Annotated in this window: 24 protein-coding genes; 13 read left to right on the top strand and 11 right to left on the bottom strand. The window is 52.2% G+C overall.

Annotation, left to right across the window (positions count from 1 at the left end):
* Positions 1-23 precede the first annotated feature (23 nt).
* Genes JUE67_RS08860 through JUE67_RS08870 form a run of 3 tightly spaced genes read right to left on the bottom strand, consistent with a single transcriptional unit; the run spans position 24 to position 732 of the window.
* Positions 24-194 (bottom strand): hypothetical protein, encoded by a 171-nt coding sequence (locus JUE67_RS08860; RefSeq protein ID WP_164510138.1) that lies wholly within the window; start codon positions 192-194, stop codon positions 24-26.
* Complete coding sequence (locus tag JUE67_RS08865) at positions 191-529, bottom strand: hypothetical protein (protein WP_203628281.1); 339 nt, start codon at positions 527-529, stop codon at positions 191-193. Before JUE67_RS08865 ends, JUE67_RS08860 begins: the two co-directional genes overlap by 4 nt.
* Positions 529-732, bottom strand: a complete 204-nt coding sequence (locus tag JUE67_RS08870) for a helix-turn-helix transcriptional regulator (protein WP_203628280.1) — start codon at positions 730-732, stop codon at positions 529-531. Before JUE67_RS08870 ends, JUE67_RS08865 begins: the two co-directional genes overlap by 1 nt.
* A 153-nt stretch (positions 733-885) precedes the next feature.
* On the opposite strand from JUE67_RS08870, the gene JUE67_RS08875 reads away from it, so the two are divergent.
* From JUE67_RS08875 to JUE67_RS08885, 3 genes are all read left to right on the top strand, one after another.
* Positions 886-1236: a helix-turn-helix domain-containing protein gene (locus tag JUE67_RS08875; protein WP_225877951.1), complete on the top strand. Its 351-nt coding sequence runs from the start codon at positions 886-888 to the stop codon at positions 1234-1236.
* A 72-nt stretch (positions 1237-1308) separates the two neighbouring features.
* Positions 1309-1599, top strand: a complete 291-nt coding sequence (locus JUE67_RS08880) for a hypothetical protein (RefSeq protein WP_203628279.1) — start codon at positions 1309-1311, stop codon at positions 1597-1599.
* 15 nt (positions 1600-1614) lie between these two features.
* Positions 1615-1842 (top strand): hypothetical protein, encoded by a 228-nt coding sequence (locus JUE67_RS08885; RefSeq protein ID WP_203637127.1) that lies wholly within the window; start codon positions 1615-1617, stop codon positions 1840-1842.
* On the opposite strand, the gene JUE67_RS08890 is transcribed toward JUE67_RS08885, so the two are convergent.
* Genes JUE67_RS08890 through JUE67_RS08900 form a run of 3 tightly spaced genes read right to left on the bottom strand, consistent with a single transcriptional unit; the run spans position 1839 to position 2982 of the window.
* Entirely contained in the window at positions 1839-2054 is a 216-nt protein-coding gene (locus tag JUE67_RS08890) for a hypothetical protein (protein WP_203637128.1), read from the bottom strand. The genes JUE67_RS08885 and JUE67_RS08890 overlap by 4 nt on opposite strands.
* On the bottom strand, positions 2051-2758 hold the full coding sequence (locus JUE67_RS08895) for an antA/AntB antirepressor family protein (RefSeq protein WP_203628277.1): 708 nt from the start codon (positions 2756-2758) through the stop codon (positions 2051-2053). Before JUE67_RS08895 ends, JUE67_RS08890 begins: the two co-directional genes overlap by 4 nt.
* Positions 2755-2982, bottom strand: coding sequence for a helix-turn-helix transcriptional regulator (locus JUE67_RS08900; RefSeq protein ID WP_125579664.1), 228 nt, complete (start codon positions 2980-2982; stop codon positions 2755-2757). The genes JUE67_RS08895 and JUE67_RS08900 overlap by 4 nt, the downstream gene beginning before the upstream one ends.
* A 146-nt stretch (positions 2983-3128) precedes the next feature.
* Here JUE67_RS08900 and JUE67_RS08905 point away from each other — a divergent pair, with 146 nt between their 5' ends.
* The 5 genes from JUE67_RS08905 (at position 3129) to JUE67_RS08925 (ending at position 6669) form a co-directional block, all read left to right on the top strand.
* A complete protein-coding gene (locus JUE67_RS08905; protein ID WP_203628276.1) occupies positions 3129-3566 on the top strand; it encodes a helix-turn-helix domain-containing protein in 438 nt (145 codons plus the stop codon).
* A gap of 12 nt (positions 3567-3578) precedes the next feature.
* Entirely contained in the window at positions 3579-4025 is a 447-nt protein-coding gene (locus JUE67_RS12715) for a M78 family metallopeptidase domain-containing protein (protein WP_225877950.1), read from the top strand.
* 154 nt (positions 4026-4179) lie between these two features.
* Entirely contained in the window at positions 4180-4839 is a 660-nt protein-coding gene (locus JUE67_RS08915; RefSeq protein ID WP_236002639.1) for a PH domain-containing protein, read from the top strand.
* 196 nt (positions 4840-5035) lie between these two features.
* Positions 5036-5275, top strand: a complete 240-nt coding sequence (locus tag JUE67_RS08920; protein WP_125697332.1) for a cytochrome b5 domain-containing protein — start codon at positions 5036-5038, stop codon at positions 5273-5275.
* 134 nt (positions 5276-5409) lie between these two features.
* Complete coding sequence (locus JUE67_RS08925) at positions 5410-6669, top strand: tyrosine-type recombinase/integrase (RefSeq protein ID WP_203628275.1); 1260 nt, start codon at positions 5410-5412, stop codon at positions 6667-6669.
* Positions 6670-6762: 93 nt separating this feature from the next.
* Here JUE67_RS08925 and JUE67_RS08930 read toward each other — a convergent pair whose 3' ends face one another.
* The 3 genes from JUE67_RS08930 to JUE67_RS08940 form a co-directional block, all read right to left on the bottom strand.
* The gene (locus JUE67_RS08930) at positions 6763-8103 is read right to left on the bottom strand and encodes a glucose-6-phosphate isomerase (RefSeq protein WP_125697179.1); all 1341 of its coding nucleotides are present in this window, start codon (positions 8101-8103) and stop codon (positions 6763-6765) included.
* Positions 8104-8225: 122 nt separating this feature from the next.
* A complete protein-coding gene (locus JUE67_RS08935; RefSeq protein WP_203628274.1) occupies positions 8226-9077 on the bottom strand; it encodes a GRP family sugar transporter in 852 nt (283 codons plus the stop codon).
* 324 nt (positions 9078-9401) lie between these two features.
* Positions 9402-10013 (bottom strand): VanZ family protein, encoded by a 612-nt coding sequence (locus JUE67_RS08940; protein ID WP_203628273.1) that lies wholly within the window; start codon positions 10011-10013, stop codon positions 9402-9404.
* A 189-nt stretch (positions 10014-10202) separates the two neighbouring features.
* On the opposite strand from JUE67_RS08940, the gene JUE67_RS08945 reads away from it, so the two are divergent.
* The 3 genes from JUE67_RS08945 to JUE67_RS08955 all read left to right on the top strand — a co-directional run bounded on the left by JUE67_RS08945 (position 10203) and on the right by JUE67_RS08955 (position 14547).
* Positions 10203-12497, top strand: a complete 2295-nt coding sequence (locus tag JUE67_RS08945) for an LTA synthase family protein (protein WP_505744168.1) — start codon at positions 10203-10205, stop codon at positions 12495-12497.
* Between the two features lie 693 nt (positions 12498-13190).
* On the top strand, positions 13191-13943 hold the full coding sequence (locus JUE67_RS08950) for a hypothetical protein (RefSeq protein ID WP_203628269.1): 753 nt from the start codon (positions 13191-13193) through the stop codon (positions 13941-13943).
* A gap of 16 nt (positions 13944-13959) precedes the next feature.
* Complete coding sequence (locus JUE67_RS08955; protein WP_203628268.1) at positions 13960-14547, top strand: hypothetical protein; 588 nt, start codon at positions 13960-13962, stop codon at positions 14545-14547.
* An 81-nt stretch (positions 14548-14628) separates the two neighbouring features.
* On the opposite strand, the gene JUE67_RS08960 is transcribed toward JUE67_RS08955, so the two are convergent.
* Positions 14629-15471 carry an aldo/keto reductase gene (locus JUE67_RS08960; protein ID WP_203628267.1) on the bottom strand — a complete coding sequence of 281 codons (843 nt, stop codon included), beginning with the start codon at positions 15469-15471 and terminating at the stop codon, positions 14629-14631.
* A 131-nt stretch (positions 15472-15602) separates the two neighbouring features.
* Here JUE67_RS08960 and JUE67_RS08965 point away from each other — a divergent pair, with 131 nt between their 5' ends.
* Both JUE67_RS08965 and JUE67_RS08970 read left to right on the top strand, forming a co-directional pair.
* Positions 15603-16904 carry a Y-family DNA polymerase gene (locus JUE67_RS08965; protein WP_203628266.1) on the top strand — a complete coding sequence of 434 codons (1302 nt, stop codon included), beginning with the start codon at positions 15603-15605 and terminating at the stop codon, positions 16902-16904.
* An 11-nt stretch (positions 16905-16915) separates the two neighbouring features.
* A complete protein-coding gene (locus JUE67_RS08970) occupies positions 16916-17236 on the top strand; it encodes an acetyl-CoA carboxylase (protein WP_225877948.1) in 321 nt (106 codons plus the stop codon).
* A gap of 101 nt (positions 17237-17337) precedes the next feature.
* Here the strand turns inward: JUE67_RS08970 and JUE67_RS08975 are convergent, their stop codons facing one another.
* Complete coding sequence (locus tag JUE67_RS08975) at positions 17338-17841, bottom strand: hypothetical protein (protein ID WP_203628265.1); 504 nt, start codon at positions 17839-17841, stop codon at positions 17338-17340.

Consider the following 17841-nt stretch of genomic DNA (forward strand, 5'->3'; position numbering starts at 1 on the left):
CACGCTTGTTTGCGTGACAATAATTAAAGAGCAAGCCCCGCATCCGCAAAGGCTTCGCTGACCATTTGATCCAGTTCGTTCTTGGTCAGCAGGTAGAACTTCTGCAACCCCTCATCGCTCAGCATCTCAAGCTGCGTGCGAGTAACATCCGGCTTCAACTTGGTGATTGCTTCGTAGTACCGTTCGCGGTTCATAAACTCACCCCCTTCAGTAGCTGCTTGTATTGCTCAAACAACTTTCTGGCTTCCGGTACCTGCTCATCCGTCAGGCCCGCCATACTGCGTAGGCCGAGAATGAAGCGCGCAATCGAGTTAAAGCCTTCAACCAGCCTATAAGCCCCCGTAGAGCCGTCTGTATACTTGGCCGCGTAGATGATGCGTAGCTCAGACTTCACATCATCCTTGAAGGCTTTGGCCTCAGGATTGAAGCCGCCGGTTGGTGATAGTTCGCTTCGCATTTCGCGGCGAAAGTCCTGGTCATTGAGCAGATCTTTGAACGCTGCCTTTAGTTCCTCTCGTGTTGCTTCCATCAGTTCTTCACCTCCGTTCCCATCAGGTCCTCAACCGTGATGTTGAGCGTGATCGCCAGTCGTTTGAGCGTATTCCAAGACGGATCAGTGCCACGCTCAATGGCACTGATGGTGGTCTGTGGAACACCGCTAATGTCTGCTAGGTCTACTTGCGACATGCGGGCCCGTTTCCGATATTCGCGTACTAGATCGCTTGCCTTCATAAATCCACCTTCTTTCGGTTAGTAACATTTTGCCATCTTACAGCAATATATTAGCACAACGTGGCTGCTGGTCAACAACATTGTGCTAAAATGCCATAAAATTCTGGTAGCTTGGTACACTTTGCTCATAGAAATCTTGAAAGGAGCCTTGCTGTGGAATATCAAGATAATCTGATAAGTCGTCGGCTCGAACAGATACTTGAAGAACGAAATCTCACCGCTAATCGTCTGGCGATGTTAGCAGGCGTTTCCCAATCCTCAGTTAGTGCGATTATCAACTTACGATCCGTTAACCCCGGCGTAGTGACTCTTGCAAGAATCGCAGACGGCCTCGGAATGTCCCTCACGGAGCTCCTAGACTTTCCGCCGTACAACATCCGCCCAGATGGCACCAGCGCCGCCAAGCAACGCGACAAGTGGGAACAACTGGGCGATGCACTCACCCCCGAGGAACAGGAGCGCGTGCGGCGGATACTGGCCGGGAATAACAAGATCGAAAAATGAGGTGCCAAACGAGAAGCGTCCCCGCGTTTCTCGAAGTTTTGTTGTCAACTCATTTTGAATAGAGAGGTATCAATGTTGGAATACGAACCTGCTAGTGCTTTTTTGGCACAAGTGAAATTGCAAGATATGCCAGTTGTCAGTGGGAGCTTGATTACCCGTTTTTTTGAAATTGCAGACGCCCATCATTGGAGCAAATTCGACATAACAATCAGACTAACCGACACGGCTAAAAAATCCTTGATGAGCGCACTGTCGTCTACCGCCCCAATCTCTATTTACTCGGTTACCTCATGGTGTGCTTCCCTCAACATCAGCGTGCGCGACTTCTTCGACTTCCCCCCTTACAACGAGGTGGAGAAATGAAAGGAGGTGATTAAAATGTGGGACGTAACCTTCATAAATACCCAGACCGGTTTGCCTAAGACCATTCCTGATGTAATTTCGATCGTTGCAAAAATGGGAGACAAAACTGAGAAACTTAATCCGCAGACTCTCGTTCACGAAAAATCAAGACTACGTGGATATTCGTTTACGGTCTTCACAGCCAACGACGATCCATTTTCACTAGGCACTAACTGGATTCCAGAAAGCGCTGATGGTGACTAATCTTTCGGGGCATCCTTCGGGGTGTCCCTTGTGTTTACAAGCACCATCGTTACCAATGTGCCGAATGTTTTAGAAACGTCGTCATCGTCGTGCAAGGATGCAACTAATATGTGCTGTATCTTTTCGTTCCCTGCCTTTAGTTCTCTGGTGATATCAGCGGAGAGCTCTTCCCAGCCTTGGACCCGCCTCTCGTCGTGTTCTCTCTTGTTCATTTGACTGCCTCCTCGCCAGCGCCCAGCAGCAGATTAAATGCGCTGCGTCCCTGCGGAGTGATCAGGGTCTGCGGGTAGCCCATCTTGTTGTCCTTGATGGTGAAGTAAGTGTTGGCATATGCCGCCCGAGGCTTGATGTACTTGTGCGCGTCGCGGTAGACGAAGCCCTGGTCAATTAGCCAGGTGATAAATTCATTCTGGCGATGGCCTAGCATCTTGGCGGTGTCACGGAAGTTGGTCAGCGTATTGCGCTCGACCAGGTCATCGAAGTAGGCGGCCTTTGGTGTCATGAGAGCGACGTTCGCATTCAGCGATCGGTTCTCTACTTTGAGTTGCGCGTTCTCATCCTTGAGGTACTCATAGCCGCGCTTGATAACTTCCTTCGGGTCATTCCACTTACGCTCTACCTCGATGAAGTAGGCACGGAACGCTGCGCCCTTTTGCGTCTTGCTCATGAGTGCTAGGTTCTTGGCCATGTCTACCGTGATGGCATAGTCATCAAATCGGCGTTCCGTACCGTTGCCGCTTCGAACGACCGTACCTTGAGGTACACTCGTAAAATCAGTTCCATCTACGAATCCGGTGAAGTTCTGTTCGACCCACTGGCTGAACCGCTTCTTCAACTCCAGCCCCTTGTATAGCTCTCGTGCTGACACAACTTGCTCGTGCCGTGCATTGACGACTACTTTGATCAATTCGTTCATTTGACTGCCTCCTGTCTTGGCGACGTTTTGTAGCTAAATGCTGCAAAAAAAATTTCTTCCTTGGGAGCTCCCAAAATATCTTCAATATGTTGCATTGCCGCTGGCTTTGGGTTTCGATAGCCTCGCTCCCATGCATCAACGGTTTTGGGTGACACGCCCAGCATTTTTGCAAATGAATCGGAAGAAATATTCTTTTGTTTCCTTAATTGCTTAAGCTTATTCAAAGTAATCACCTCCCGCTACGTTTCGTAGCCTTTCGATATTTCTAATATAAAACTACAAAACGTATCTGTCAACATAAATTGCTACAATTTGTGCGTGTTAATTTTTTGCTACGCTTTGTAGTATTTAATCAATAGGAGGTTACACTATGTTCGGACAACGGCTACATGATTTGCGAACTGAAAATGCCTACACCCAAGAAACTCTGGGCGAAAAGCTTGGCGTATCTCCTAAGACGATCGGTACTTGGGAGCGCGGTACGAGAGAGCCACCGATGAAGGCTATTGATAGACTCGCAAAACTTTTCGATGTTTCTGCTGACTATCTGATGGGCCGCTCTGATAAGCGTCACTATTATTCCCTCACTGAGAAGGACCAGAAGTCCATCGACGAAGAGCTAGAGCGTATCATCAACGGGCTAGACGACAAGTCAGGCGTCAACTTCTTCAAAAACGATGCCGAGATTTCAGATCACGATCGCGAGTTGCTGGTTGCCTCACTGCGCAGCTCTCTCGCCTTGGCTCACGAGATGGCCAAGAAGAGCTTCACGCCAAAGAAGTATCGCGGCTCCGAGTCCGGGGACTAAGAAGGTGGCCAAATGCGATACGAAGCAGAGTCGGCCATCGTCAAAGCACGCAGCATCATCAACCGATACAATACCCGGGACCCTTGGACTGTTGCCGAGTATTTGCCCGGCGTCCAGGTTGTTAAGCGAGACCTCGGTGCAAACATCATGGGCTATACTCTCGTAGCGGCAAGAAGAGCCATCATTAACCTAAGCACGGCGCAGAGCTATTCAAGTGCCTCTGGCGTCCTGGCACACGAATTGGGGCACTCACAGCTAACACGGTCCGCGGACACTAATTACTTCTATCGGAATGCATCCGTGGCACGAACCGGCTCAGCCGAATACATTGCCAACTGTTTCATGTTTCAGTTTATGTTTGGCGACCGCGGTGGCATTAACCCATTGAACTACGATCAGATTCTCGAGGAGTACGAGCTTCCGCAGTGGATGGTACGATACTTTGAACTCATTAGATGAGCTACGTCCAAATACTGACGACGGTAAAAGCTGAATACTCAAAAGGGACGATATCATGCACGTATGCATTGTTGATGGAGAAAAAATTGGCGCTTTAACTGGATCTGTCAAAATATCTGACGGCGGTTTTGTATGTCGCTCCCATTGGAAGTCAATGAAACTAAATACCACCACAGATACAGTGAAAATTGCCCCGCTCCTAACCTCAGATGACATTAAGCTGATTTTATCGGGAGTCATGGATGGACATGCCTATATTGAAGCGAAGTCTGGTCAGAATGAGCGCCGCAGCCGGATACAGAAACAATTTGCCGATGCTGGGGTCTCTGATATTTGGGGAACAAAAAAAGAAGTACAGGCACTTCCTGACATAATCAGGGATAATGAAACCATTAAATACGCCACGAGTGGCGTCGCGGACGGTAATACAGTGCTTATGGTCTCTACTGACCAGCGCGTTCTCTTTATTGACAAAGGCCTCCTCTACGGTATCAAGTCTACAGAGATACCGCTGAACATGGTCAATGCCATCTCGTATTCGAAGGGGTTGATGCTAGGCTCAATCACTATCACAAACGGAGCAACGGTGACCCGCATCGAAAACGTTAACAAGAAAACCGCATTATTGATGGTCCAATCAATAAACGACGCTCGCGAAGGAGCATCTCACCCAAGACAGACGAGCAATCATGCCGGGTCCCCAGAAAGTCAAACGTTGGCCGACGAAATTCGTGAACTTAAAGCACTGGCTGATGACCGCATCATCACGCAAGATGAGTTTAACGCCAAGAAGAGGAAGCTGCTCGGGCTGTAAGCCGTCAGAAGCCCAAATGCCGACGAACATATTGAAGGAATCTTGATATGAAAATGGACTATCCCAATATCTACGCAACAAGCGCTGCCAGGTTCTCTATGGAACCGGCAGCGCTATAAAAAGGTAAATTGCTAATATGACGGCACAGACCGCTGCGGCGATTACCGGCAACAATTTAACATTGGAGGTCATCAGTATGGCAGATCGAACATTCACTAAGGAAGAATTGGCAAAATATAATGGCAAAGACGATCCCCACAAATATGTGGCAGTCGATGGTGTAGTATACGATCTAACGTCTGTTAAAGCCTGGGCCGGAGAAAATCATCACGGTAATGTTGCTGGTCAAGACCTCACTGACATCATCACTAACGTCTCTCCCCACGGCAAAAAGGTTCTCAGCAAAGTGCCTATTGTTGGTAAGTATATTGGGTAGCCGTTCTGTTTCCCCCTTCGGTCGTAGGTTTAATTCCTACATGTCCATGCCCCATTCCGGGGCTTTTCTTTCACAGTTCAAAAGAACATACGTTTGTACTTCAACTGCAGAAAATCCAAAAAGGAGGTAATATCTTGGCCACGATCAGCAGTTATCAGCTAAAAAATGGACAAACACGCTGGCAAGTTACTGGATACGCCGGCGTCAACCCTGGCACTGGAAAACAGATAAATTTTCATCAGCGCAGCTTCCTAACTCGTGAGGCCGCCAAAAACTGGGCTAAGCAAAAAACGGCCGCCCTGATTGATCAGTCCGCCGTAAATCATTCAAAGGGAAACATGCGTATCGCAGACTGGATGCATGACTGGATACAGAACTACAAGCTCAATGTCAAAGAAGGCAGCATGATCGTCTACCGCTACAACATAGAGAAGTACATCATCCCCAACGTAGGAAGCTTCACATTAGCGCGATATAGCCCAGGACAGCACCAGCGGTTTATCAGCGACATGCTCGACCACGGTGGCAAAGGCGGCGCTCCCTTGTCCTTCAACTCGGTTCAGATCATCAACGCCACCCTTTCCAACGCCCTAAAAAAGGCAGTCCAGCTCGAATACATCTCTCGCAACCCTGCTGTTGGCGTTGAGTTCCCCCGTTCTGTGAAGCAAGTCCATCCAACACTTCATTATTGGACGCGAGAACAAGCTGACCGCTTTCTAGCGACTGCTCACGAAGAGAACGACCCTGTGTGGTACTACTTCTTTTTGACAATTCTTGACCTAGGCCTTCGTAAAGGCGAAGCAATGGCACTGAAGTGGTCTGACGTTGACTTCTCGACTAATACGATAAACATTAATAAGACCCGTCTCTATCGTGCCGAGACCGGGCCAAATTCAGGTCTAGTGGTCCTGGATGATCCTAAGTTTCCGGCCTCATTTCGAACCCTGTATATGACTGACCGGCTGCGTACAGCGTTGCTAGAGTGGAATAGGACATGGTATCCGCGACCAAAAATCCTAAGCCTGGACGAAGACGCACCAGCCCACGGTGGTGAAGACTTTGTGTTCCGTATGCGTGCCGCTCCTCGTTTCTACGGAAAGGTGCTCAGAGACCGCTCAACCAACGGCGCCTTTGAACGTATTCGCAAGTCCACAGGATTGCCAAAAATCGTCATTCATGACCTCCGCCACACGCTCGGCGTCTTTATGCGAGAATCAGGCGTCCCACTCGAGGATATTCGCGACGTTCTGGGACACAAGGATATCTCGACGACGTTGATCTACGCAGAGGTCACTCCGCTAGTAAAGAAAAATGCTACTGCCAAACTTAACGAATATCTCGTTGGCGACAAACAAAAAAAGCCCACAAAGCGACCGGGATCGGCTAACATCTAAACCGATTTCTACACCACGGAGGTGTCCCGCCCACTTTATGGGCTTTAGTTTTGCTCTTTTATTGACCAGATAAAACGGCCATAACCATCGCCATTACAGGCGTGCGGTCAATTCCTTGGTCATATCTTCAAAGCCAGGACGGCCAAGAAGCGCAAACATGTTTTTCTTGTAAGCTTCAACGCCAGGCTGGTTGAATGGGTTGATGCCATTCAGGTAACCGGACACGGCAACGGCTGCTTCAAAGAAGTAGATCAAGTAGCCCAAGGTGTAGGCATCCTGCTTTGGAATGGTGACGGTCATCACAGGCACGCCGCCATCGGTATGAGCCAGCACAACGCCCTCGTACGCCTTACGGTTAACTTCGGACATCTTGCGGCCTTCCAGATAGTCGAGGCCATCGTTTGAGCCTTTTTCAACAGGAATGGTCAGCTCGTGATTTGGCTGGTCGACCCAAACAACGGTCTCCATCAGGTTGCGCAGACCTTCCTGGATGTATTGACCCAAGGAGTGCAGGTCAGTACTGAAGTTTGCAGATGATGGGTAGATACCCTTTTGATCCTTGCCTTCAGACTCGCCCATCAATTGCTTCCACCATTCGCCGAGATACTGCAAGGTCGGTTCGTAGTTTTCAAGCAATTCAGTCGTGTAGCCCTTGCGATACAAAATGTTGCGCAATGCGGCATACTGATATGCTTCGTTCTTGGTCAGATCCGCGTCGCTGTATTCGTCGCGGGCATCGGCAGCGCCCTTCATCAAAGCATCAATGTCGCCACCAGCAACGGCGATCGGAAGCAAGCCAACTGCGGACAAAACAGAGTAACGGCCGCCAAGATCATCAGGCACAACGAATTCTTCGTAGCCTTCAACATCGGATTCATGCTTCAAAGCGCCTTGTGCGCGGTCAGTCGTCGCATAGATACGACCTTTTGCACCTTCCTTGCCGTATTTCTCGACAAGTTTAGCCTTGAGGATCCGGAATGCGATCGAAGGTTCGGTCGTGGTCCCAGACTTGCTGATGACGTTCAAAGAGAAGTCGCGGTCGCCGATGATGTCGACCAGATCAGCCAGGTAGCTGCTAGAAATGGAATTGCCGGCAAAATAAACTTCTGGCAGTTTGCGGCCTGGTTCGTAGTTGCGGAAGGTGTGGGACAAAAAGTCGATCGCCATCCGCGCGCCGAGGTAGGAACCACCAATACCAATCGCAACGAAGACTTCGGAATCACTTTGAACCTTTTCTGCTGCCTTCTTGATCCGGGCAAACTCGTCCTTGTCATAGTTGACAGGCAGGTCCAAGAACCCACGAAAATCGTTGCCAGCGCCGGTGCCTTCACGCAGCTCCTTATCAGCTGCGGTGACCAGTGCCTGCATCTCGCCGAGCTCGTTTTCGTGAACGAACTTGCTCAGCTTCGATGAATCAAAAGAGATATAAGCCATTATCTGCATCCTCCTAAATTGTTCCTGAAACACTTTCAACTTTAACCGCGCATATATGAAAAAGCAAGGTAGCCCAATACGAAAAAATCAGTTCTTTCGTATCCGCTACCTTACTCATGTGGTTATTTCATGATTCCGAGGACGACGCCGCCAGCGATAATGAGCAAAGACCCCACTGTCACCCACTGCATCTCCTTGTGCGTCTTATGTTCACCGAGCAAGTAAATCGAGCCAAACGTCGAGATCACGATGCCCATTTGCGCAAGCGAATAGGAAACGGCGAGGCCGACCAATGTCATCGAATAGAGCTGAAATGCGTTGCCGGTACCCCACAAAAAGCCGGTGAGGATGTTCTTGACTGTTTCTTTTTTGAAGGCATCGTGGCCGATGGCAAACAGCAGTGCGCCGATCACCATGCCGATCGATTGCGGCAACACAACGCCGGTGGTCGAGACTTGGCCAGCGTTGATGATGATCGTGTAGCCCGCATAACCAATGGTCGAGATCAGCAGCGTCCGGATGCCTTTTGCGTATGCCAATGGCGTGCCAGCGTCACCGCCTTTTTCCTTCCGCGAGGTCAAAAATGCCCCTGCGACCAGAAAGACTAAGGCGAGTAAGCCAAGAATGACCATTTTGCCCGTTTTCCATTCGGCGAATAATAGCGCGCCGGCCAATGTGTTGGCCACCAGTTGCATCCCGGTGGAAAGCGGCACGGTCATCGACACGCCGATATATTTCATAGCTTGGAACTGTTGGCTCTGGCCCAACGCCCAGAATAAGCCGGCAGCCAGGCCGATCGCCCACACTTTCACATCCATGGCCGGGCGCATCACAAGCCAGGTGCCAATGCCGAAGATCAATGCGCCAAGCGTCATCCCCAGGGTCTGCTGGTAAGCATTCCCGCCAAGTTTGCCGCTGACAAGGCCGATCGAGCCCCAGGCAAGGGCTGGAATCAGCGCGATGATGATGGTCATGTCATTTTCCTCTTTTCGTCGAAGGTCGTGTGTCTCTTGCAAAATGTAAAATACACAAGTAGTCATTCTATCGTGATTTCGTTTTCAATTCAACCGCATAATGGCGGGCATCACGCTATGAAAACGAATTCTGAAATCGGTGCCATCTCACGCCCAATTTTCAGACAAGGCGATAATAACAGGCTTTTTTCGAAAAAACCAGCCAGACCACTCGGCGGCCAAAAAAAAATAGCGAAACGCACCGCTTGACCGCCCTGTCTAGGCGCTTCAAGCAAATGAGTTTCACCAAATCATGAAATCCAAAAATATTTTCAGAAAAACCCGTTAGCCTCGTCCATGCGGCCAGATCAGCTTATAAACGAGGTACCCGATAGCGGCGCCGATCGTGTTGAAGATCACGTCATCGATGTCGGCCACGCCGGAGATCAGAAGAAATTGTAGCGTTTCAATGACCAGCGACAGAAGCAGCCCGCGCGCACTGACCCCCAGCAGGTTCTGTTTGCGGCTGGCGACCAGCGGCAGGCCGAAGCCAAATGGCATGAACCAGGCGATGTTGCCGGCCGATTGATACCAAAAATCAAATTGCGACAAGCCTTGCCTGAGCTTGAACGTCTCGACGAGGGGGTGAAAATTGATCACGGACAGCGGGCGGTCAAAATGGAAGACCAGTTGCCAGGGGTAATAGACATCGCGGAAAACGGTGAGCATCATCACCATGATCACATAGCCGGAAAACAGTGTCACCAGCAACTCATGGCGGAAATGTAGCGGGCGGCGTCGCAATAGTTTCCACGCCCAGCGCAACGCCATCCATATCAATAGGTAGAGAATTGTCTTGTCCATGCTGTACAAAACAAGCCGCACCAAAGGAAAATGATTGATGCGGGTGGCAAAATGGTCGGCGATCAGCCGGTATAATGGGCCTAAAAACAACATGGCGACTCCTCCAAACTCGCATCAATTGTACCAGACCACACCGCCCCATTTCGCACCATTCAAGATTTTAATCCTTTTTTATTTTTACGAGTAAGTGGCCGCCGCCGCTGGTTTGCGGCACACCCCGACCGATTTTTTCCGTGGGCTGGTTTGCCCAAGCACGCGGCGGCGGTTACAATAGGAAAGACTATTTTAGAGAGGAGAAGTTCAGTGAAGCGACTGATAACTCGGCTGCGCACCACCCGCATGGGATTTTTGGCAGTGCTGCTCGCCTTGATCTGGCTCAAAACATTGTTCGCTTATTTTGTGGACTTCACCCTCGGTGCCACCGGTCTGTTGCAGCAGATCATACTTGTGATCAACCCGCTGGGGACCAGCATCCTGCTGCTCAGTTTTGCGCTGTACATCCGGCGGCCGCGGCGTGCCTACATATCGGCGTTAATTATTTATTTTCTAATGTGCGTGCTGTTGATCGCCAACGTCCTTTATTACCGCGAATTCTCCGATTTCATGACGGTGACCACAGTACTGGGTGTCTCGAAGGTCTCACAAGGCCTGGGGGCGAGCTCGCTGAACATGCTGGTCTGGCATGATCTCGTCTATGTCCTCGACTTTGTCTTGATCGGCGCGGCATTCCTTCTTTTTGCCATCCGCAACTTGATCGCCTATCTTCAGCAAAAGCCGCTTCATTGGCCGCATTTCGGCTTTGTCTGCGATCCACGCCAGCCGACCTATCACCTGCCGCAAGCCGTATCAACAGTTGGGGTCGCGCTGTTTGCCGTCACCATGATGACCAGCGAGCTCAACCGTCCGCAACTGCTGTGGCGCACGTTTGATCGCAACTACATCGTGAAATACCTCGGGCTGACGCCATTTACGATCTACGACGGCTTCAAGACCGCCCAGAACAACCAGGTTCGTGCCAGCGCCGACAGTGCCAACATGAATCAGATCCTCGCCTACACGAAAAAGCATGCAGCGGCCCCAGATCCACAGTATGATGGCGTCGCCAAAGGCAAAAATGTGATCATCATCCATCTGGAAAGCTTCCAGCAATTTCTGATCGGCACCAAGATCGACGGCCAAGAAGTCACCCCGTTTCTCAATTCGTTGATCAAGCAGCCCAGCACCTTGAGTTTCTCAAACTTCTTCCACCAAGTCGGCCAGGGCAAGACCTCCGATGCGGAAAATATGTTGGAGACTTCTACCTTTGGCTTGTCGACTGGATCGCTTTTTTCCTCGCTGGGCACCGACAACACCTTTGAAGGGCAGCCTGCGATTTTGGAGCAGCGGGCCGGCTACACCACCGCTGTTTTCCATGGCGGCGCAGGCACCTTCTGGAATCGCAACAACGTTTATAACAGCCTTGGCTACAATTACTTTTTTGACGGCAACTTTTATAAACATGACACCGGTCAGGATACCGATTATGGCATCAAGGATAAGTTGATGTTTGGGGAGTCGATCAAGTATCTGGAGCATCTTCAGCAGCCGTTTGAGGCTAAGATCATCACGACCTCCAACCACTACCCATTTTTCATCACGGATACCGACAGTAACTTCCCGGATGCGAATACGTCAGATCCGTACATCAACGGCTATTTCCGCACCGCGCATTATCTCGACCAGGCGCTGAAGGAGTTCTTCGACTACCTCAAAGCCAGTGGTCTTGAGAAAAATACGCTGGTGATGCTGTACGGCGACCACTTCGGCATCTCAAATGATCGCAATCAGACGCTGGCCTCGGCGCTTGTCATGGACGCCAAGAACTGGGACAGCTACGACGACGCTCAGATGCAGCGCGTGCCACTGATCTTCAGCATGCCGGGGCTCAAGGGCGGCATCAACAATACTTACGGCGGTGAGATCGATGTCTTGCCAACGCTACTGCACCTGCTGGGCATCAGCACCGATTCTTACGTCCAGTTCGGCACCGACCTGCTTTCGCCTCAGCACGACAGCGTGGTCGCCTTCCGCAATCACAACTACATCACGCCAAAATACACGGTGCTCGGCGATACCGTCTACGCCAATTCAAGCGGCGATGTCGTCACGCCAGATGAAAAGCTCAAAAAAGAGCTTACGGCCGACCAGCAGCATGTTGATGAAAGTCTGAGTCTGTCGGACATGTTGGCGAACCAGAACTTGCTGCGCTTCTACGTGCCTAAGGGCTTCACCCCGGTCGACCCGACCATCTTGGACCACGCGCATAGTTTGAAAAATATGCTGGCGACTGAGGAAGCATTGGGCGATCACTCGACCTCGCTTTACTCACAAAACGGCGATCACTCCACGGCGGACTTGTTCCAAACCGATGCCCCAGAACTATCGACCGACCGCTCGCCACTGACGACCTATCCGGATAAGGTCTTGCCGCAAGTCGACGCGGCAAAAGAGGCAGTTGAATCAGGGGCGGTCATCAAGAACGGCGTCGTCACCTCATCCAGTAGTAGCGCAACAAGCAAACAAAAATCAAAACGATGACAGGGTGCGGAAGCTCGCGGGATGGTGGAACAGCTAGGTCGGCTCAGGTGCTTGGTGGCGAACTTGGCCACCGAGTGCATGAGACGCCTAGATGTTTCCGCCATGCGAGCTGGAGCCTGACTAGAATAAGGGTGCGGAAGCTCGCGGGATGGTGGAACAGCTAGGTCGGCTCAGGTGCTTGGTGGCGAACTTGGCCACCGAGTGCATGAGACGCCTAGATGTTTCCGCCATGCGAGCTGGAGCCTGACTAGAATAAGGGTGCGGAAGCTCGCGGGATGGTGGAACAGCTAGGTCGGCTCAGGTGCTTGGTGGCGAACTTGGCCACCGAGTGCATGAGACGCCTAGATGTTTCCACCATGCGAGCTGGAGCCTGACTAGAATAAGGGTGCGGAGCGGGGCGCACAGGGGTGGACAGCTAGTTCCGGCTTGGGCGTTTGATGGCGCTCTTTGCCATCGGGCGACCGGGACGACTAGATGCCCACCCCTGCCCCGCGGAGCCTGACTAGGGTGCGGAGGCCCGCCGATGCGACCAGCCAGTCACCCATTTGACCCACGTTTAACAAGAAGACCCAGGACAAAAAGCACCATTTTGTCCTGGGTCTTTTCGTTATTTCCAGTGCAATTATTCCCGTCAAATTCATAATTTGTTCACACCCCGCCGCTATACTGGTGTCATTAAGGTGAGGTGAAAGCATGCGTTTTCTCGAACGGGCGCTCAAGGCGCTGAACTATCATCGCCGAGCCTACATCGCCACCGCGGTGTGGACGCTGGTGTTTACCATCCTCAGCCTTTTTCTGCTCACCTTTCAGGCCGCCAACCGCGGGGCGCTTGCCGCCTTTAAGGGGCGACTGGGGCAATTTGATAAATCCGCTTTGTCTGGCGCTGCCAAGCTGATCGACCAGGTTGAAAAGACGTACGCCACTGTTGGCCAGCGCCTTCAGCTGACTTGGTGGATCGGCGTCCTCGTCAGTTTGCTGGTGTGGATCGTTTTTGCACTATTGTTCGCCCATTTTCGCCGGCAAGAGACCACCGCGTATCTGATGGTCGGCAAAAACGCCGGAGACATCACTGCTCAATATTTGCTTGAAAACGTGCTGGTCTTCACCGGCGTCTATGTCGTGTTATGGCTGCTGGCCACCTTGTTTGGCGACACAGCGGCCAGCTGGATCAACGACCTCAACCGGCATTGGTTCGACACGCAGCTCACCAAAAGCGGCGCCTCCGAAGACTTGCGCACGATCACAAAAAAACTATTTGCAAACCGCCTGACCGAATTCAATGATCAGGGGCTGATCTTCCCCCATCGCGGCCCGCGCCCCATGGAGGCCGGCATTGTTGGCATGCTCCCCACCTATTTAGCGGGACTAGCGACCATGCTGATCGGCCAAGGCAGCGTTTTTCTCGCGGCGATCACCGCGACCAAACGCCGAATGCTTCATCATTGACGAAAGGAGTCTTTTCATGCAGATCTTTCATGTTCGCGCCGCCCAAGCCTTTGCTGCCCGGCTCGACGCGCTGTTTGCCCCTTCACATCTTTATTACCTTCAGCAGCCCAGTGACGACGTGCGTGATGAGACTTTTCGCCGGTATGGCCAAACGTTTATCGCAAACGGTGCCAGAAAGCTCCTCGCGACGATCACCTTGCCGGATGCCGGTTTGGTCCCGTATCTGACGGTGCGCGGCAACCTGCTCATCAACGGAGAAAGCTTACCATTTGACATTCTTCCTAAAAATTTGCGCAGAGACAGCGACTTTTTGGATCAGCAGGCCTCAGCGCTGACCGACCAGCAAAGCCTGTATATCCAGCTGTTTCGCGGACTGCTGGCTGGTCGCCAATATCTATTGATGCGCGATCTGCCAGCCAGCATGGATCCCCAGGAACGGCGCCTATTTTTAGCCTGTGCCGAAGCGGCCCTGGCCCACAGCACCGCCCGCCTCTTGATGTTGACCACCGATACGGCGCTGATCGCCGCCAATCCACAGACGAGTTTTCAAACGACGCCAGACCTTTTCAACGACGCCAGCATGCCGAACGCACGATTATCCTAAGTGCACGCAAATTCAGCCTACGCAAAAGCGGGCAGTGCCTGTCCTCATCGACAAGCACCGCCCGCTTTTTGCGTCCGTTGATCAGTACAGATTATCGTCTTCGCCAGGCGCTGTGTCCTTCAACGTGTCCAAAAAGGCCATTTCCGCTGGCGTCAGCTCAAACTCTAGCTGCGCATTTTGGCTGATGTGTTGTGGTGCAGTCGCCTTGGGAAGCGGCAATAGGCCGTGTTGCAAGACATACTTGATCGCCACCTGGGCAACAGATACGCCATGTGCGGCGGCCACTTTTTGCACGTCTGGGTTGTTCAGCAAGAAGCCGGTCGCAAGCGGTGAAAATGCCTCGACAAGCATGCCGTTATCCTGAGCCGCCTGCACATTTTCCGCTTCCGTGAAGCCGATATAATACTGCAGCTGCAAGACCATCGGCTGAATCGTCGCGTGGGCGTACAGGTCTTTTTGGTCCCGGGCATTGAAGTTCGAGATGCCGATCGCCTTGACCCGCCCACTTTGGTAAAACTCTTCCATCGCTCGCCAGACCTCGCGATTTGCCTCGCGGTAGTCGCCGCCCAGGTCACTCCATGGCCATGGCGCGTGGATCAGGTACAGATCGAGCTGATCGAGGCCGAGATTGGCCATGCTTTCCTCGATCGCCGTTTTCGCCGCTTCATAGCTCTTTGCATGCGCCGGCAATTTGGACGTGATAAACAGCTCATCGCGGGCGATGCCGGAATCACGCACGGCTTTGCCGACACTGGCCTCATTTTTATATTGCCACGCAGTATCAATGTGGCGATACCCAGCCGCCAACGCATCTGCGACAGCCTTATAAGCGATCGGGCCATCCGGAATCTGCCATGTGCCAAAACCGACCTGCGGAATCTTGACGCCATTGGAAAGCGTATATGTATCTGTTAATTTTGTCATCGAGTCACCTGCTTTATTGTTTGCAGTCGAGTATAGCACTTTGCGAAGCAACCGACGCGTGCTGACAGCGACAAACTTTTTACTTGCCAAAAGCAAACACGCGTTCGTATAATAATGGCGAGGTGATTCGGATGGTCTATGAAAAAGAACCGCGGCGCGTTGTCTTCATGATCGACAACAAGTCCTTTTATGCCTCAGTCGAAAGTGTGATGCGTGGGCTCAATCCCCTAAAGTCGATTCTTGTCGTGATGTCAGAGCAAGCCAACACCAATGGCGGCTTGATCTTGGCCACCTCACCTGAAGCCAAACGCCTGTATGGTCTGAAAGCCAACGTCTCGCGGCAGCGCGACTTACCGGATGAGGCACATCTATGGGTCGTGCCCCCGCGCATGAATCTGTACATCAAGCGAAACCTGCAGATCAACGATATTTTTCGTCGTTTCGTCGCCGATGAAGACTTATGGCCTTACTCGATCGACGAATCGCTGCTAGACCTGACCAAAAGTTGGCAGCTTTTTGGCGACTCCCCGCGCGCCGTCGCCGAGAAGATCCAGCGCACCGTTCGGCGAGAGCTCGGCTTATACACCACCGTCGGCATCGGTGAAAATCCGGTGCAGGCAAAAATCGCGCTGGATGTCTACGCCAAGCACACACCGGATCTGATCGGCGAGATCACCTATCGCACCGTGCCGGAAAAGATCTGGTCGATCACCAACTTGACCGATGTGTGGGGCATCGCCGATCGCACCGCGCGTCACTTGAACAAACTCGACATTCACGATATGGACGAGCTCGCCCATGCCGATCCGTATCTCCTTAAACAGGAACTGGGTATCATCGGCACCCAGCTGTTTGCCCTCAGCTGGGGCATCGACCGCAGCAAGCTTTCGCAGCGCGTACCGACCCGTTCAGCCAGTATCGGCAATTCCCAGGTCCTCCCGCGCGATTATGCCTTGCAAAGCGAGATTGAACTAGTGATCAAAGAGATCGGCGAACAGGTGGCGGCCAGGCTGCGGCATCACCACAAACAAGCTGGCAGTCTCAGTTTGGGCATCGGTTTTTCCTACGCGGCAAGCGAAGAAGATGGCCGCGGCGGCTTTAATGGCAGTATGCGCATCGCCCCGACCAACCGCAACGACGCGATCAATGCGGCACTGCTTCAACTGTTCCGTGCCCGCTGGGAAGGCCAAGTCATTCGAAATATCGCCGTTTACACCGGGCGCTTAAGTCCCGATACAGGCGAGCAACTCGACTTATTTGAGCCACTGCCATCACAACTCCACCGCACAGATCTCGCCCGCACCGTGGATCAAATTCGCGAGCGGTTTGGCTTCACCGCCCTTGTTTACGCAAAATCTAAGTTGCGCGGTGGCACCGCGATTCAGCGCGCCAGTCTGGTCGGTGGCCACAACGGCGGCAACAGTTATGAATAGAAGGCTTGCCAATGGATCGCCGAGATGTTGATTTGATTGTCGCCCGAATTCAGCCACTTTTTGCCCAACGCCGGAATACCCGTTACTGGCTACTGATCGCCAACGACCCTTATGACCACGCCATCAACTTCTTTTTCAATCAGCAGTCCCTCGGCCACCGGCTGAAGTCCACCCCGCTTCATAGTGCCACCGGCGACCTCAGTGAACTGGAACAGGTGATCTCAGCGCTGGGCCAGCACTTCCAGTTTTCTATCGAATACACCGGCTTTACCGGCATGCGCTGGCCCAGCACCTGGCATTTGATCGAAAAGAAAAAAGAATCCGGGGAGTAAAGAGTCCTGTGGGTTGGAGCAACGATCGAGGGTGCCGTCACAGACTGGTGCGAGCGCGAAAAGGGGGCAAAATCCGCATGCGCGTTTTGCCCCGATCCTGCCTAAAGTGAAAAGTGAAAATCTTCTTCGTCTGCAAGGGCCATGACCTCGATGACGGCCACCCCGTGTTGATCGGCGGCCTGATGGAGCAGGTAATCCCGAAGATCAACGGCAAAATAGGTCTCGATGCTGTGCTCGATCGCAGCGAATAAATGCTCCCCTTGTGAATGAAAAAGGCGCTCCTTGGCCCAAATATGGCGGCAGATCGTACGCCCCGCCAGATTGATACAGACAGGCAAGTGGTGGCGCGCCCCGGCCACGACATAATTCAGCTCGCCTTGGTGAAAATGGATAAACTGGAGCCCAATCAACATCCCCGCCGCCACAAGCAGGACGCCGGCCAATGTCCCACTGACCGCGACCAACAGCCCGCTCCCGATGCCAACTGCAGCCAGGCCCGTCGCAAATAAGCTGAGTGCCACGATCGCCGTCGTCAACGCCAAAGCCGGCAAGATCATCAATAAGCCGAGCAAAATCAACGCCGCCACCTTTACTGGACGCGTCAT

The organism is Lacticaseibacillus mingshuiensis, from assembly GCF_016861785.1.
Lineage (GTDB): Bacteria > Bacillota > Bacilli > Lactobacillales > Lactobacillaceae > Lacticaseibacillus > Lacticaseibacillus mingshuiensis.

What these genes read in the sequence shown, in the direction of transcription:
- JUE67_RS08860 (WP_164510138.1), bottom strand. Translation starts at nt 194, where the DNA reads ATGAACCGCGAACGGTACTACGAAGCAATCACCAAGTTGAAGCCGGAT.
- JUE67_RS08865 (WP_203628281.1), bottom strand. Translation starts at nt 529, where the DNA reads ATGGAAGCAACACGAGAGGAACTAAAGGCAGCGTTCAAAGATCTGCTC.
- JUE67_RS08870 (WP_203628280.1), bottom strand. Translation starts at nt 732, where the DNA reads ATGAAGGCAAGCGATCTAGTACGCGAATATCGGAAACGGGCCCGCATG.
- JUE67_RS08880 (WP_203628279.1), top strand. Translation starts at nt 1,309, where the DNA reads ATGTTGGAATACGAACCTGCTAGTGCTTTTTTGGCACAAGTGAAATTG.
- JUE67_RS08885 (WP_203637127.1), top strand. Translation starts at nt 1,615, where the DNA reads ATGTGGGACGTAACCTTCATAAATACCCAGACCGGTTTGCCTAAGACC.
- JUE67_RS08890 (WP_203637128.1), bottom strand. Translation starts at nt 2,054, where the DNA reads ATGAACAAGAGAGAACACGACGAGAGGCGGGTCCAAGGCTGGGAAGAG.
- JUE67_RS08895 (WP_203628277.1), bottom strand. Translation starts at nt 2,758, where the DNA reads ATGAACGAATTGATCAAAGTAGTCGTCAATGCACGGCACGAGCAAGTT.
- JUE67_RS08905 (WP_203628276.1), top strand. Translation starts at nt 3,129, where the DNA reads ATGTTCGGACAACGGCTACATGATTTGCGAACTGAAAATGCCTACACC.
- JUE67_RS12715 (WP_225877950.1), top strand. Translation starts at nt 3,579, where the DNA reads ATGCGATACGAAGCAGAGTCGGCCATCGTCAAAGCACGCAGCATCATC.
- JUE67_RS08915 (WP_236002639.1), top strand. Translation starts at nt 4,180, where the DNA reads ATGAAACTAAATACCACCACAGATACAGTGAAAATTGCCCCGCTCCTA.
- JUE67_RS08920 (WP_125697332.1), top strand. Translation starts at nt 5,036, where the DNA reads ATGGCAGATCGAACATTCACTAAGGAAGAATTGGCAAAATATAATGGC.
- JUE67_RS08930 (WP_125697179.1), bottom strand. Translation starts at nt 8,103, where the DNA reads ATGGCTTATATCTCTTTTGATTCATCGAAGCTGAGCAAGTTCGTTCAC.
- JUE67_RS08935 (WP_203628274.1), bottom strand. Translation starts at nt 9,077, where the DNA reads ATGACCATCATCATCGCGCTGATTCCAGCCCTTGCCTGGGGCTCGATC.
- JUE67_RS08940 (WP_203628273.1), bottom strand. Translation starts at nt 10,013, where the DNA reads ATGTTGTTTTTAGGCCCATTATACCGGCTGATCGCCGACCATTTTGCC.
- JUE67_RS08950 (WP_203628269.1), top strand. Translation starts at nt 13,191, where the DNA reads ATGCGTTTTCTCGAACGGGCGCTCAAGGCGCTGAACTATCATCGCCGA.
- JUE67_RS08955 (WP_203628268.1), top strand. Translation starts at nt 13,960, where the DNA reads ATGCAGATCTTTCATGTTCGCGCCGCCCAAGCCTTTGCTGCCCGGCTC.
- JUE67_RS08960 (WP_203628267.1), bottom strand. Translation starts at nt 15,471, where the DNA reads ATGACAAAATTAACAGATACATATACGCTTTCCAATGGCGTCAAGATT.
- JUE67_RS08965 (WP_203628266.1), top strand. Translation starts at nt 15,603, where the DNA reads ATGGTCTATGAAAAAGAACCGCGGCGCGTTGTCTTCATGATCGACAAC.
- JUE67_RS08970 (WP_225877948.1), top strand. Translation starts at nt 16,916, where the DNA reads ATGGATCGCCGAGATGTTGATTTGATTGTCGCCCGAATTCAGCCACTT.
- JUE67_RS08975 (WP_203628265.1), bottom strand. Translation starts at nt 17,841, where the DNA reads ATGACGCGTCCAGTAAAGGTGGCGGCGTTGATTTTGCTCGGCTTATTG.